The sequence below is a fragment of the Streptomyces sp. NBC_00647 genome (assembly GCF_045207245.1).
In the GTDB taxonomy this organism is placed as follows: Bacteria; Actinomycetota; Actinomycetes; order Streptomycetales; family Streptomycetaceae; genus Streptomyces.
In genome coordinates, this window is the sequence record NZ_CP109040.1 from 1,009,885 (window position 1) to 1,023,290 (window position 13,406).

At 71.3% G+C, this 13,406-nt stretch carries 13 protein-coding genes and 1 riboswitch; of the genes, 4 read left to right on the forward strand and 9 right to left on the reverse strand.

Features of this window, described 5'->3' with window-relative positions; all coding sequences use genetic code 11:
* Nucleotides 1-8: 8 nt before the first annotated feature.
* Nucleotides 9-181: riboswitch (cyclic di-AMP (ydaO/yuaA leader) on the reverse strand.
* Nucleotides 182-637: 456 nt separating this feature from the next.
* Nucleotides 638-868: a hypothetical protein gene (locus OG788_RS04415; protein ID WP_351544106.1), complete on the forward strand. Its 231-nt coding sequence runs from the start codon at nucleotides 638-640 to the stop codon at nucleotides 866-868.
* A 74-nt stretch (nucleotides 869-942) separates the two neighbouring features.
* On the opposite strand, the gene OG788_RS04420 is transcribed toward OG788_RS04415, so the two are convergent.
* The 6 genes from OG788_RS04420 to OG788_RS04445 form a co-directional block, all read right to left on the reverse strand.
* Complete coding sequence (locus OG788_RS04420) at nucleotides 943-1,689, reverse strand: alpha/beta hydrolase (protein WP_406369186.1); 747 nt, start codon at nucleotides 1,687-1,689, stop codon at nucleotides 943-945.
* A gap of 121 nt (nucleotides 1,690-1,810) precedes the next feature.
* Nucleotides 1,811-2,773, reverse strand: coding sequence for a hypothetical protein (locus OG788_RS04425; protein ID WP_406369187.1), 963 nt, complete (start codon nucleotides 2,771-2,773; stop codon nucleotides 1,811-1,813).
* 117 nt (nucleotides 2,774-2,890) lie between these two features.
* Nucleotides 2,891-3,064, reverse strand: a complete 174-nt coding sequence (locus OG788_RS04430) for a hypothetical protein (protein ID WP_351544114.1) — start codon at nucleotides 3,062-3,064, stop codon at nucleotides 2,891-2,893.
* 314 nt (nucleotides 3,065-3,378) lie between these two features.
* Nucleotides 3,379-4,077 (reverse strand): beta-glucanase, encoded by a 699-nt coding sequence (locus OG788_RS04435; RefSeq protein WP_406369188.1) that lies wholly within the window; start codon nucleotides 4,075-4,077, stop codon nucleotides 3,379-3,381.
* Nucleotides 4,078-4,271: 194 nt separating this feature from the next.
* Nucleotides 4,272-4,850: an exonuclease domain-containing protein gene (locus tag OG788_RS04440; RefSeq protein ID WP_406369189.1), complete on the reverse strand. Its 579-nt coding sequence runs from the start codon at nucleotides 4,848-4,850 to the stop codon at nucleotides 4,272-4,274.
* A gap of 86 nt (nucleotides 4,851-4,936) precedes the next feature.
* Nucleotides 4,937-5,392: a MarR family transcriptional regulator gene (locus OG788_RS04445; RefSeq protein WP_351544123.1), complete on the reverse strand. Its 456-nt coding sequence runs from the start codon at nucleotides 5,390-5,392 to the stop codon at nucleotides 4,937-4,939.
* A 167-nt stretch (nucleotides 5,393-5,559) separates the two neighbouring features.
* On the opposite strand from OG788_RS04445, the gene OG788_RS04450 reads away from it, so the two are divergent.
* Nucleotides 5,560-7,014, forward strand: a complete 1,455-nt coding sequence (locus OG788_RS04450) for an MFS transporter (RefSeq protein WP_406369190.1) — start codon at nucleotides 5,560-5,562, stop codon at nucleotides 7,012-7,014.
* 167 nt (nucleotides 7,015-7,181) lie between these two features.
* On the opposite strand, the gene OG788_RS04455 is transcribed toward OG788_RS04450, so the two are convergent.
* Complete coding sequence (locus OG788_RS04455; RefSeq protein WP_406369191.1) at nucleotides 7,182-7,865, reverse strand: GNAT family N-acetyltransferase; 684 nt, start codon at nucleotides 7,863-7,865, stop codon at nucleotides 7,182-7,184.
* Nucleotides 7,866-8,549: 684 nt separating this feature from the next.
* Between OG788_RS04455 and OG788_RS04460 the strand changes: the two genes are divergently transcribed.
* A complete protein-coding gene (locus OG788_RS04460; protein WP_406369192.1) occupies nucleotides 8,550-8,888 on the forward strand; it encodes a UBP-type zinc finger domain-containing protein in 339 nt (112 codons plus the stop codon).
* A 331-nt stretch (nucleotides 8,889-9,219) separates the two neighbouring features.
* The gene (locus OG788_RS04465) at nucleotides 9,220-11,415 is read left to right on the forward strand and encodes an FUSC family protein (RefSeq protein ID WP_351544138.1); all 2,196 of its coding nucleotides are present in this window, start codon (nucleotides 9,220-9,222) and stop codon (nucleotides 11,413-11,415) included.
* A gap of 19 nt (nucleotides 11,416-11,434) precedes the next feature.
* Here the strand turns inward: OG788_RS04465 and OG788_RS04470 are convergent, their stop codons facing one another.
* A complete protein-coding gene (locus OG788_RS04470) occupies nucleotides 11,435-11,875 on the reverse strand; it encodes an Lrp/AsnC family transcriptional regulator (protein ID WP_356757764.1) in 441 nt (146 codons plus the stop codon).
* A 45-nt stretch (nucleotides 11,876-11,920) separates the two neighbouring features.
* Nucleotides 11,921-13,270 carry a transaminase gene (locus tag OG788_RS04475; RefSeq protein WP_406369193.1) on the reverse strand — a complete coding sequence of 450 codons (1,350 nt, stop codon included), beginning with the start codon at nucleotides 13,268-13,270 and terminating at the stop codon, nucleotides 11,921-11,923.
* Between the last annotated feature and the right edge of the window lie 136 nt (nucleotides 13,271-13,406).

Sequence of the window (13,406 nt, forward strand, 5' to 3'; positions counted from 1 at the left end):
GGGAGTGGCACTCCTTCCGTCATCCGCCTACCGGGTTAGCTGTCGGGTTCGGGCGGACGGTTCCGGAAGGTATGCCCTACGACCCTTGCCCCGTAAGGCGGTTGGGCCGATTCACCCCAAGTTCGGTGGGTCCCCGGCTCCAGCTGCCACGGGGACAGCCAGGACTCGGCGGAGGCCGCGCCGCCCGGCGAGCTTCGCCGGAGGGAGTCGGGCGACCTGGTCGCCAACTTAGCCATGTTGTGCACCCCATGTGAAGATCCACGTCCCAGATGTCCGATACGTTTTCGTGACCTTCATCGCACGACCTCGAAGGGCGACGGTGAGGGCACACGGCGTGCTCAGAACGGCGGCGGAGCAACCCCGTTGAGGGCGCTCGGAACTCCGGTCCTGTCCAGCCGCCCTGGTCCAGCCCCTTCCACCCCGCCGCTCGTGCGTCCCGCGGACCCGGGCCCGTGGTCCCGGGGCTTTCGGAAGTGCGTACGGAACTGGCGTTCCCTGACGCCTCGTTCGACATCGGCGGCGTCCGATGGTCACACCGTGACCGGTTGTGGCCGAGCTGGCCGGATCACCGCTGCGACCGCGTCCCGGCCCTACCTTCGAGGCACGGAAGACCACGCGAGCGAGTCGAGGATCCCACGTGCACGATGCGCCGATCTATGCCCAACTGATCTCCGAACGCGGCGACATACCGACGCTCGTCCGGAGCGAAGCCCGTCGGCTGCAACGCGACTTCGAATGGATCCTCAGCTGGGATCCGTCGACAGGTACGCCGCTTCCCGCCTCCGCCGCACGACTTGCGGCCGGCCCGCGCCGCGGCTTCTCCACCGGCCCGGACCCCGACGACCGGCTGGACTCGACCGGCCTCTAGGGCCCTGTCCGGTCGATCGCGGCGGAGACACGGGCGCGGTCGGTCTCCTCCCCCGTGATCGGCCGGACAGGATCCTAGAGAACCCCGGGTTCACCGCCGGGCCACTCGGCGAGAAGGGGTCCGAGCCCACCGTCGGCCCGGGACAGCAGCCCGGCGACCGTGGAGCCCGTCGCCCGGTGCCAGGTGCGCGCGCGTCGGAGCATCGCGTGGTCACCGCCCTCGACCCGAACGGCGCTCGCGGCGCAGCCCGCCTCGTCGGCACGGCGGACGAGGGCGAACGACGCCGCGGGATCGGTGACCCGGTCCCGGTCTCCGTGCAGAACGATCACACGCTTGTCCCGGAGGTGGGCCACCGGCTCACCCTCCGGGCACCAGGGTGCGAGGGCCACCACGGCCCGGACCTGTGGCGCGGCCGCGGCGCGCAGGGCGGCGCGACCGCCCATCGAGTGGCCCACGAGCACCACCGGCACCTCCCCCACCAGATCGGCGAGTTCGGCGAGCGCCTGCCGGACATCGGCGACCGGGTCGGCGTCCGCACCGTTCCACCCCCGGTGGCGGTAGCGCACCTGCCCGACGAACACGTCCTCGTCCGGCAGCGCTCGCGTCACGGCGCGCACGAAGGGCCGCATGCGCACACGGGCGACATGCCACGGACGGGACGGGGCCCTGCTGTCCTCCCTGCCACCGTGAAGGATCAGCACGGCGGCACGCGTCGGACCCGAACCCGGACCGGCGGTGCGACGCGTCTCCAGCGCCACCGGCGCCCCGGTCACCTCGGGCCGGGACACATCATCGGCGGACGTCCTCGCAGAGCCTCGCATGACACCTCTCCACCATCACGGCGTCTCTCCACGCCTCGCACCGACCGAGGAAGAATCGTCCCACCGGCCACTGGATATCCGTAGCCGACGGCACAACGGTTTGGTGGCGGGCCCGGAGAGGTCACGACCACTCCTCGAGGACCTCGCGAGCCTTGTGGACAGCGCCCCGGTTCCAGTGGGACTGCTCCTCCAGCTCGGTCCGGTTCTCGGTGACGAGCCGCTTCTGGATGCGTACGTCGACGGCGTGCACGGCCTTGATGTATCCGGTCCGCTGCTTGCAGCGGACGTCGGCGGTCGCGGTCTTCCTGTCGAGCGCGGACGGCTCGTCGGGGTCGGTCCGCTCGCCGGTCGGTCGCCGCTCCAGTTCCTCGCGGTCACGGTCGCGGCCCGTCCACGCGTCCCCTGGGGTGGCGTAGTGGAAACCCGCCTTCCGCATGCACGCCGACCACGCCTTGTCCGCCCGCTTCCAGGCGGGGTCCCGCATGCCCAGCCGGAGGCTCTTGCTCTCCAGCTCAAGGACCGGATCCCTGCGCTCCTCGGGACTCGTCCCGTAGATCGCGCGGTCGGCCTCGCCGAGAGAACCGCGTTCCGGGATCCGGTGGCCGTGGACCGTCTTCGGTTCGTCCCCGACGAACTCGCCGGTGAGCGCGAGGTACTCCGCGAGAGTCCATTTCCTCTTCGGGTAGCGGCGCTCGTAGTCGGCCCGCGACCCCTCATAGCCGTACCGCGCGGCCTGCCCGGGGTCCTGTATCCCGTAGCGGGCGTCGTCCGACATGTAGATGTCGGCCGTGGCCACGCCCGCGGTCGCGGGGCGTTCCGGCCAGGCGGGTACGGGGTCGGTGGCGAGGTTCGCCAGGCTGTCGAACCCGAGCCGCGCCATGCACTCCTTGGCGAGTGTCCACCGGGCCCTGCCGACCGTACGGACGTCACCTTCGGGCATGTCGTACGCGGCCAGGGGGAGGAACCTCGGGCCGTCGGACGAGGTGGGCCGCGCGTCGGACGCGGGCGGGTCGGTCCGCGGTCCGCAGGCGGTGAGGGCGAGGCACGAGGCGAGGACCAGTAAGTGAGGGGCGGCTGAGCGCATCCGGCCAGCTGATCAGGGCCCGGCGCGCCCGACTGTGGCGGAGGCCTCAGTTCCGGGTCACAGCCGGGTCACAGGTCCGATGCCGCGCTGCGGAGCGCGTGCCGACGAGTGCGGCATTCACTCGGTGCCCTCGGGCCGAGCGCGGTAGGCGTTGCGCCACTCCTGGTAGAGACGCCACAGGCGTTCGGCCCGGGGGCACCGGCCCGACTCCCGTTGGCACGTACGGCAGTTGCCGACGTGAGTGACGTACGCGGCCTCGGGGGCGTCTCGCCCCGGTTGCGGATTCGTCATGGCCCTCGGCACCCGTCGGCGCGACGCGCACGAGCGCAGCGCCGCTTCTGATGCCGTACTTCCGCGCCGAGGGCCGCGACGGATGCAGTTGCCGCGGTTCGATTCCCTTGTGACCCAGGCGACTTGTTCCCGAGCGCTCGTACACGTCACAGCGCCGACGAGCGACCGGATGCGGGAAGCGGGCCCCCGGTCGGCCGGACCCGCCCTCCGGCGCCTGCCGCCTGCCGCCTGCCGCCTGCCGCCTGCCGCCTGCCGCCTGCCGCCTGCCGCCTGCCGCCTGCCGCCTGCTGCCTGCTGCCTGCTGCCTGCAAGCGTCAGTCGAGGAGGCCTACGTCCTCCATCGCGGGGAACGGCTCGTCGAACTGGGGCCTTCGGACGTGCAGATGGGCCACCTCGAACTCCATCTCGGAGAGTTCAGGGGGCGGCGGCGGGTGGTAACGCCCGCCGCACACGGACAGGTTGACGATGAGGTAGGCCTGCCAGGTCCTGCCCACGCCGCGCCGGTCGGCGAAGGCGCGGGCTCCGTTCACCCACCACACGACACGGTGGGCGCCGAACTCGACCACCAGGTCGACCCAGGCTCCCGGCCGGATGGACTCGTCCCGGTAATAGCGGTGGGTGCCCCGTACATGGTTGGAGAGTTCCAGCAGGTCGGGGTTGTCGGGGTGGTACTCGAAGACGTCGATCTCCTCACCGCCGTCCCGCCACGTCCAGACAGCCGGCCACGCGCCGATCCCGGTGGGCAGCCTGACCCGCGTCTCCAGCACGTCTCCCGTGCGGACCATGAACGCGTCCGCGCTCCCCTCGGTGGTCAGCAGGCCCGCGTCCCATCTGCCGTCCGGTCGCCGGGTGGCTCTGAAACGGCCGGTCCGGCAGTAGGCCGGGTCGGCCACCAGATGGTCGAGCTTGTCGTCGTCCGGATTGACCGGACCGCCGTCGGGATAGGCCCAGGAGTGTCCCGCGATCCATTGCCGGGTCGAGGTGAAATCCGCTGTGAAGACGACATCGGACACGCGGCACTCCTTGGTGTCGGCGTTCACGTACGGCCCAGGTTCTCCCCGACACACCGTCGCCCACACCACGTTCGCGACGACCGGCCGCGAAACAACCCTTCGGGGTGAACCGGCCGCACGCCGGTGTGCGGGGCGACCGTCACGCGCCGCGGCGGAGCCGCTCGCGCGCAACACTTCGCGCGCGGTCCCCGCAGCTAACCGCGCGCGACGCCGTCCTGCGGCCAGGCACCTCGTCCGGCCAGACCGAGGATCAGCGCCGCTATGTTCCACGCGTCGTCCTCACCCCGGTGATGCCTGCCTTCCAGGGGCAGTTCCGCGATGCGCAGGGCCTGCGCCATACCGGGCCGTTTCCGCAGGCCGTACGCGGTGGTGAAGGCCGCTTTGGCGTTGGTGTGCCGGTGGCCGAAGGGGTACGGGGTCGTCGTGGCGGCGCACTGACGGGTGAACTGGTGCCGGTCGTAGTCGCCCCAACTCGCCCACGGCCGCTCCCCCGTACGGTGACGGGCGGCCAACTCACGGCAGGCCGCCGCGAAGTCGAGCCCTCCCGCGACCTCGTCCTGGGTCAGCCCGGTCAACTCCGTGCAGAAGTCGCTGACCGTCGACCGCGCGGGCCGCACCAGCAGGCGGTGCTTCTCCACCCGTACGCCCTTGTCCAGGTCGACGACCGTCAGACCGATCTCGATGATCTCGCTCACGGCCCCGGGCGGCGGCGGACCTTCCCAGCAGGTCGCCTCGACATCGACGACGTTCAGCAGTCCCCCTGCAGTGTCCATGCGGGTGAGGGTAGGAGGCGGCGCGTCACCACGTCATCGGGTTTTCCGACACCACGTCTCGCGCCTGAGGCAGTCGGACCGGGAGGTCAAGGGCGCGGCCAGGGACGACCGCCGATGCGCTCGATGTCCGTGTTGAAGCGCCGCAGGTAGGAGGCGAAGGCGGCGATGTCCGGCTCCGACCAGTCGGCCATGACCTGGTCCAGGGAGCTGATCAGCCCTTGGCGCTCCTGGTCGAGGAGGCGCGCGCCCTCGTCCGTGATGCGGAACTTGCGGGCCATGCCGCCCTCGGGGTCCGGGATGCGCTCGACGAGCCCGGCGCGCATCGCCGCCGCCGTCTGCCGGTTGAGGGTGGAGGCGTCGAGCCCGAAGGCGTCACTCAGTTCGCCGATCGACATCGGCCCCTGGACCCGGATGCGGCTGAGCAGGATGTAGGCGCTGCGCTCCAGGACGCCGTCCTTGGTGCGACCGCCCCGCTGGTTCAGCAGTCCATGGCGGCTGAGCAGCATCTGCTCGTACTCGACCTCGTGTGTGGGCCTGACCATCCGCCTGCCGCCTCCCGTCGTCGCCTGAGCCGCGCACCCCGCAGATATCGGTGCGGACCTCCTTCATGCTCCCACACCTGCATGCATGAGCCACATCACATGCGTGATACATACGACGTGTACGATGCACATCCCTTGCCCCGCAGACAGAACCCGAGGAGTCCCTCATGGACGCCCCCCAGCCCTCCGTCCGAGCGGGCGGCGTGGTCGCCACGCTCGCCTTCGCCGGCACCGTGGCGGCGATCATGCAGACGCTGGTCACTCCGCTCATCGCCGAGCTGCCGCAGATCCTGCACACCACACCCGCGAACTCCGCCTGGGTGATCACGGTCACCCTGCTGGTCGCGGCCGTCTGCGTCCCGGTCTCCGGCCGCCTGGGCGACCTGGTGGGCAAGCGCCGGATGCTGCTCGCCTGCTCCGTCCCGCTCATGGTGGGCTCGGTCGTGTGCGCGCTCTCCTCGTCCGTCGTCCCGATGATCGTCGGACGAGGACTCCAGGGAATGGGCATGGGCATCGTGCCGCTCGGCATCGCCCTGCTGCGCGACGTGGTGCCGGCGGAGAAGCTGAGCTCGTCCATCGCGCTGGTCAGCGCCTCCATGGGCATCGGCGGCGGCCTCGGCCTGCCCATCGCCGCCGCGGTCGCCCAGTACACGAACTGGCGCGTCCTGTTCTGGGGCTCCGCCGTGCTCGCCGTGGCGATCGGAACGCTGATCTGGTTCCTCGTCCCGGACGTGCCGGCCAGCGCCAAGGGTCAGCGCTTCGACGCGCTCGGTGCGCTCGGACTCGGCGCCGGCCTGGTCTGCCTGCTCCTCGGCGTCTCCAAGGGCGCCGACTGGGGCTGGGGTTCCGCGACGACGCTCGGGCTGTTCGCCGCCGCCGTCGTGGTCCTGGTCGCCTGGGGCTTCTGGGAGCTGCGCACCACGGACCCGCTGGTCGACCTGCGCACCACCGCCCGGCCCCGGGTCCTGCTCACCAACGTCGCCTCGATCTTCGTCGGCTTCAGCATGTACGCGAGCATGCTCATCATCCCGCAGCTGCTCCAGTTCCCCGAGGCCACCGGCTACGGCCTGGGCCAGTCGATGCTCGCGGCGGGCCTGTGGATGGCACCCGGCGGCATCATGATGATGATCATCTCCCCGCTCGGCGGGAAGCTGACGGACGCCCGCGGCCCGAAGTTCACGCTGGTCAGCGGTGTCCTGGTCGTCGCCCTCGGGTACGGGCTGTCGCTGGTTCTCATGGGCTCGGCCTGGGGTCTCATGCTGACCCTCATGGTCACCAGCAGCGGTATCGGCCTCGCCTACGGCTCGATGCCGGCCCTGATCATGAGCTCGGTCCCGCTCTCCGAGACCGCCGCGGCCAACGGCTTCAACACGCTGATGCGCTCGCTGGGCACCTCGGTCGGCTCGGCCGTCGTCGGCGTCATCCTCGCCCAGATGACGACCAGCGCGGCAGGCTACAGCTTCACCTCCGAGAGCGGCTTCCGCACCGGCCTCGTCGTCGGTGGCGTCGTCGCCCTGGTGGCCGCCGCCATCGCGGCCGTGATCCCGGCAGCCCACTCCGCCGCCGGCGGCGACACGACCGACTCCGGGGCCACGCCCGAAACGGCCGCGGCCGCGCGCTGAGGTCCGCGTCGTACCCGCACCGGTTCCGGCGGTCCACCGGCCGCCCGGAACCGGTGCGTCCCTGGTGTATGCATGGCGCATCCGTCGCACGTCCGCGTCTCTCCGCCCGCCGTACGCCCCGACCGGCGCACCGAGCGGGAGCGGTACGCCCCCTCGCACCGGGGCGGCTACGGTTGCCCGGAACTCCCCGACACCCGTACGACGAGCGGCCGTTCGGCGTGCGCCGCCTCCTCGACCACCGTGGAACGGCCCAGGTAGGTGAGCGGCCCAGGGTCCTCGACGGGGATCTCGTGGAAGCCGAGACGGTCGTAGAACGCCCGCGCGGAGGTATTGGCGGTGACCATGCCCAGATGGACGGCGCGCACCCCGCGGTCGTGCAGCGCCGTCAGGAAGGTGTTCATCAACGCCTTTCCGTGACCGCGCCGTTGGAAGTCCGGCAGCAGGTCGATGTGCAAGTGCGCCGGGTAGTCGGCGAGTTCGGGCAGGATCATGCGCTCGGGGGTGTGCAGCAGCCCGACCATCTCCTCGCTCGGCGTGCCGGGGGGTGCCGTGAGGGCGGGGTAGCGGTGCGCGACGCGCGGGATCCAGGTGTCGCGGAACCGGGCGACGAACTCCGCGGTGTCCCCGGTGCCGACGACATAGCCGACCGCCCGGCCGCTCCCGTCGTCCAGGACGAAGGCCAGTTCGGGATCGAGATGGCAGTAGGGCTCGGCGAAGATCGCCGGCATCAACTCCTCGTCGGGAAACCGGGCACGCGAATCGCCTCCCTCGTCCGCGGTGCTCACACAGACGTCGGCGACGGCCGCACGGTCGGTGGGCCGGTAGGCGCGAATGATCGGCAATGGGTTCATGAGCGGCATCCTGGCGCCTTGGGAGCGCTCCCACAAGAGGCCGGGGAGGGTTCCCCCACAAGAGGCCGGGGAGGGCGACCTTCCAACCAGGGACGCCTGATGCCGATCTCCGCCCCGGGCCGGGCAACAGGGCGCCCGCGGTCCCAACCGGAAACGACGACCTTCGCCACCGGCGACCCGCCGAGCGCGACCATGTCTCCTCGCCCCCTCGCCCCGCGACCACGTCTGCTCGCCGGGCGCGACCACGTCTCCACGCCCCGGTCCGGGCACTTCACCGTTCCGATGGCGGTGGCCGTCGTCCCAGCCACCGCGCCTCGCCGGGCGCGATCACGTCACCGTGTCCACGCCCGGCGCGCCGGCACCTCCGTGTCCTTGTCCCGCGTCCGGTCGCTGACCGGCCGTGTCACCAGCTGGTCCGATCAACGGGCCGCACGCCGTCGGTCCGCGGCAGGCGGCGGCACCGGCCCCACGGGCCGGGGACCGCAGGGACCGTCCCGAAGACGCCGAGTCACCGCCCGCCCGGCCCGGCGAAGCGCCGAAAGCTGCCCCGTCCGCACCGGCGCACCCCGCGTGGGTCGACCGATGGTGCACCGTGCTCTTCCGACCGGACGCGACCGGTCACCGACGGCCGTCTCCGGGCGTACAAGGTCTGCGCGGCCGTCTCCGGACGGGGAGACTCGTCGTATGGCACCTCACGAGGCAGCGGAACCCGGGTGGATCGTCGCCGAGGACGGCGGCCGTCCGGAGGGGCGGAGCTGCTCGCATCTGGAGCACGCCGTGCCCGAAGCGGGCTCCGCCGACGCGGGCGGCTGCGCGGAGTGCCTCGCCCAGGGCATTTCCTGGGTGCACCTTCGCGCCTGTCTGACCTGCGGGCATGTGGGCTGCTGCGACAGTTCCCGGGGCCGGCACGCGACCGCGCACTACGAACAGTCCGGGCATCCACTGGCCCGGTCCCTGGAGGCGGGCGAGACCTGGGCGTGGTGCTACAGCGACGAGGCCTTCCTCCGCCCGGATCCGCGCTGAGCTCCGCATGGTTGCGCGCGGAGGCAGCCGGAACCACGTGGATCCACGCCGAGCCGCGCCTCCCGGACACGCGCCGAGATCCCCGCACGAGTTGCCGGAAGCCGCCCGGTCGCGTCCGCTCCCACCGGGAACACGACAGCGCCCGTAGGCCGATCGCGCCGACCGCGGCCGGTGAGGCTGCAAGGAACCGGGCGCCCGCGCGTGCCATGCTGGAAGTCCGGATCATGACGTGGGAGCAGGGAAAAGCGGCAGCGTGAGGACAGTGACACGGCCGAGTCGGGCGGGGATCTGGGACCGGTTCGCGGCATCCGACCCGGGTCTGCTACGACTCATGGCAGGACTGCGGACCGTCGGTGCCATCGCTCTCGCGCTCGCCGTCCTCGGTCTGCTCGGAGCCGATGTCGGTCACATGGTGACCGGCGCCATGGCCGCCATGGTCGCGACCTTCGCCCTCAAGGAGAAGCAGCGCCGCGAGCAGGCGCTCACGCTGGCGCTCGGCCTGCCCGTGGCGGTCGCGGCGATGTCGCTGGGCGCGCTGCTGAGCGGCCATGTCGTCGCCGGCGACGTGGTCTTCATCGCGCTCATCTTCGTCGCGGTGTACTGCCGCCGGTACGGCGATCGCGGGACGGCGCTCGGGCTGATCGGGTTCCAGGTCTACTTCGTGTCCCTCTTCGTCGGCGCCACCCCCTCCACGCTTCCCGGGCTGTGCGCGATCCTGGCCATCGGCTTCGCCTGCAGCGCGGTGGTGCGGTTCGTCATCGTCGTCGAGACACCCGAACGCGTCCTCACACGGCTGCGCGAGGCGTTCCGGGCCCGCTTCGCCCAGTTGGTCTGTGCCCAGACCGAGTTGCTGGACGCCGACAGCGACCACGTCGAGAAGGCGCTGGACGACGTACGGCTGCACACTCGGCGACTGCACGAGAGCGCGATGATGATCCAGGGCCGGCTGGAGGAGGGCACCAGCGACAGCACGACCGCCTCGCTGCTCCAGCGACGGGTGGCCGACGCAGAGATCTCCGCCGAACGGCTCGGTCTCCTCATCCTCACCGCGCGCAGCGCCGAGCGCGCCGCCACGCTGACCCTGCACCTGCCGAACGCGCCTCTGCCCGCACCCGGCGACCGGCTCCGGGCGCAGGACGACACGACCGCGATCCTGCGCCGTGATCTCGACGCGCTGCGGCTCCTCGTGGTCCGCCCCCTCTCCGGTGAACACGGCACCGGACTGGCACAGGTGCGCAACCGGCTGCTCGGCTACCGGGACGAGGAGAACCTGCCGCGTGGATCGTCGGCCGTGCAGGACGTCTTCCGCGGCATCGGAGAGGCGGCCCGCGCCGTCCTCGGCCTGCGCCTGGCGATCGACGGCCCGCAGGACGAGTCCGACGACACCCCCGAGACGACTCGTTCCCGCGAGGAAATGGACGCCGAGGACGTGGCCATCGCCGCCGAGGAGACGGAGCTCGAAGAGCCGGACCCCAAGGGGCTGGACCGGCCCACGACCCGGGCGGCGGTGCAGGTCTCGGTGGGCTCGGCCCTGGCCATCGTGGGCGGAGAACTGCTCTCCCCGCAGCGGTGGTACTGGGCGGTGCTGACCTGCTGGGTGGTCTTCCTGAACACCTCCTCCACGGGGGAGATCATGGTCAAGGGCTATCGCCGGCTGCTGGGCACGGTCCTCGGCGTCATCGCGGGTGTCGCGCTGGCGGGTGTGGTCGGCAACCACACCTGGACGGCGTTCGCGCTGGTGCTGCTGCTCATCTTCGCCATGTACTTCACCGCCCCCCTGTCGTACGTCCTCTCGTCCTTCTTCGTGACGGCGATGCTGGGACTGCTGTACACCCTGCTCAACACCTACAGCCCGGCGGTGCTCGTCCTGCGGATCGAGGAGACCGCGCTCGGGGCCGTCTGCGGGATGGTCGCGGCCGCCCTGGTCCTCCCGGTCCCCACCGACCGCCGTACGGACGAGCTTCTCGCCACGGTGCTGATCCGGCTCGGCGACGTCAGCGACGCGGCGGTGGAGCAGTTGAGCGGCGGGATCTCACTCGATCTGCTGGACAAGGCCCGCGATCTGGACACGGCCCTGGATGATCTGCGGTCCTCCACCAAGCCGCTGACGCACCGGATCAATCCGTTGCGGGCGCGCCGTCACACCGCCCGCTATGTCGTCGCGCTGCTGGAGACGTGCGCCTATCACGCACGGACGTTGGCGGCGACGGCCGAACTCGTTCCCTACAGCAGGACGGTCGCCGCGGACCCACGGCTCAAGCTGGCGGGCAGCCGGATCAGTCGCAACATCGATGTCCTGGTCGCACGGGTGGCGGACGACGCCGGCGACGGCGTCGCGGAGACCGGAGCGAGCCTCGCCTCCATGCTGGAGCCGCGGACGCCGGACGCGCCGCGCCACGACCGCGTCACGGGCCGGGTCCTGCGGCACCTCCAGCGCCTGGACGAAGGGGTGATCGGCCTGGCCCGCCCGCTGGGGGTGCGGGTCGCCACGCCCGCCGGAGAGTCTGCGCGAGAGGTGGCGTCCTAGAGGGTGGCGGGCGGTGTGCTCAGCCCACGTTCCACAGGAACCGGTGGGTGTGGATCCCGAAGTACGGGAAGGACTGCACCTGACGGACGCCTTCGATCGGCCGTACGACGTCGTTGACGAAGTCCAGCAGATCCCGCGGCCCCGGGCAGACGACCTCGGCGAACAGGTCGAAGCCGCCCGAGGTCAGGACCGAGTAGACGACCTCGGCGCGTTCGGCGAGCGCGTCGGCGACCTCTCGCGGATCGCCGTCCACGGCGATGCCGAGGAGGGCCATCGACTGACCGCCCATGCCCATCGGGTCGGTGACCCCGACCACCTGGACCGCCTGCGAGTCGAGCAGGCGTTGCAGGCGCTGACGGGCCGCCGACGCGGAGAGCCCCACCTTCGGCCCGAGTTCGGCATAGGCGATACGGCCGTCGATCTGCAGTTCGCGCAGGATGGCCCGGTCGATCTCGTCCACGCTGTTCCTCTCCGGCTGACCCGGTCACCAGGTTAACGGCGCCGTTCAGCCGACCAGTTCGGCCAGGGCGGCGGCGAAGACGGCGGTGTGCCGGTCCACGTCCTCCTCGGTGGTCGCCGGGCACATGAGCGCCATGTTGTGGAACGGGGTCAGCAGGATGCCCCGGTTGGCGAGATACAGGTGGAGGAAGTCCTCCAGGTCGGTGTCGGCCGCCGCGGCCGATTCCGTTCCGGTGCGCGGCGCGGGGTCGGCGAACCGGTACTCGGTGCGGGCGCCGAGCCGGCTCACCGACCACGGCAGGGCCCATTCCTCGATGCCCGCCCTCACCCCGGCCTCGAAGCGTTCGGAGAGTTTCGCCATCGTGTCGAACGCCGTGTCGGTGAGGACGTGCTCGAGGGTCGCGCGCATCGCGGCCACGGAGAGGGCGTTCCCGGCGAGGGTGCCGCCGACGCCGCCCATGTCGACCAGGTCCAGGTCGGCGCGGCCGAGCAACTGGTCGGCGAGTTCGGCCGAGAGTCCGTACGCGCCGGCCGGGATGCCTCCGCCGACGGCCTTGCCGATGGTGAGCAGATCCGGTTCCAGGCCCCAGGCGGCGGTGCAGCCGCCGGGGCCCGCGGAGAAGGTGTGTGTCTCGTCGTTGATGAGGAGGGTCCCGTACCGGCGTGTGAGGGCGCGGACGCCCTCCAGGTAGCCCGGCTCGGGGAGCACGATGCCGATGTTGGTGAGTGCGGGCTCCATGAGAACGGCGGCGACGTCGCCGTGGGCGAGTTCGCGCTCCAGCTGGTCCAGGTCGTTGAACTCGGCCACACGGCTGGTGAGGGTGACGTCGCAGGGGGCGCCGACGTTTCCGGGGCGGGCCGTGCCGTGCCCGTCCGGGCCGACCACGATCAGCGACTCGTCCACGCTGCCGTGGTAGCTGTAGCTGTTCACCAGGATCTTCGGGCGGCCGGTGACCGCCCGCGCCAGCCGGATGGACCAGCGGTTGGCGTCGGTCGCGGTGAGCGAGAAGCTCCAGCGCGCGAGGCCGAAGCGGCGGGTCAGTTCGGCACCCACCCACTCCGCGTCCTCGGTGGGGAGCATCGCGGTCGCGCCGCCGCTCTCGGCGAACCGGGTCCGCACCGCCTCGGCGACCACTTCCGGGGAGTGACCGGCCATCGCCCCCGTGTCACCGAGACAGAAGTCGATGTACTCGTGGCCGTCGATGTCGGTGACGCGGGCGCCACGTGCCGTGCCCAGATAGCGCGGGAAGGCTCCCGCGGTCTTGTTCATCCAGGTCATCGGAACCCTGCCGAACAGATGATCGGCCCGCTCGTACGCGGCCCGGGACCGCGGGTTGCGGCGCTCGGCCTCGGCGCTCTCACGCGCCAGGAGCTGCTGCAGGCGAGTGCGGTCCATCGAGGGACTCCTCTGTCGGTGAACGGATTCGGCAATGGTACGAACGTATACGCAGTTTCAGCAAGACGTGACGATCGATTCGCGTGTCGACACAATCGATTCCGTCGCCTCGACGCTCGTTTCGCCGACCTTCTTC

Excerpts from the sequence above, each read along its gene's own strand:
- OG788_RS04465 (WP_351544138.1), top strand. The coding sequence starts at position 9,220 with ATGGCAGGACTGCGGACCGTCGGTGCCATCGCTCTCGCGCTCGCCGTC.
- OG788_RS04475 (WP_406369193.1), bottom strand. The coding sequence starts at position 13,270 with ATGGACCGCACTCGCCTGCAGCAGCTCCTGGCGCGTGAGAGCGCCGAG.
- OG788_RS04420 (WP_406369186.1), bottom strand. The coding sequence starts at position 1,689 with ATGCGAGGCTCTGCGAGGACGTCCGCCGATGATGTGTCCCGGCCCGAG.
- OG788_RS04440 (WP_406369189.1), bottom strand. The coding sequence starts at position 4,850 with ATGGACACTGCAGGGGGACTGCTGAACGTCGTCGATGTCGAGGCGACC.
- OG788_RS04460 (WP_406369192.1), top strand. The coding sequence starts at position 8,550 with ATGGCACCTCACGAGGCAGCGGAACCCGGGTGGATCGTCGCCGAGGAC.
- OG788_RS04445 (WP_351544123.1), bottom strand. The coding sequence starts at position 5,392 with ATGGTCAGGCCCACACACGAGGTCGAGTACGAGCAGATGCTGCTCAGC.
- OG788_RS04455 (WP_406369191.1), bottom strand. The coding sequence starts at position 7,865 with ATGAACCCATTGCCGATCATTCGCGCCTACCGGCCCACCGACCGTGCG.
- OG788_RS04425 (WP_406369187.1), bottom strand. The coding sequence starts at position 2,773 with ATGCGCTCAGCCGCCCCTCACTTACTGGTCCTCGCCTCGTGCCTCGCC.
- OG788_RS04450 (WP_406369190.1), top strand. The coding sequence starts at position 5,560 with ATGGACGCCCCCCAGCCCTCCGTCCGAGCGGGCGGCGTGGTCGCCACG.
- OG788_RS04430 (WP_351544114.1), bottom strand. The coding sequence starts at position 3,064 with ATGACGAATCCGCAACCGGGGCGAGACGCCCCCGAGGCCGCGTACGTC.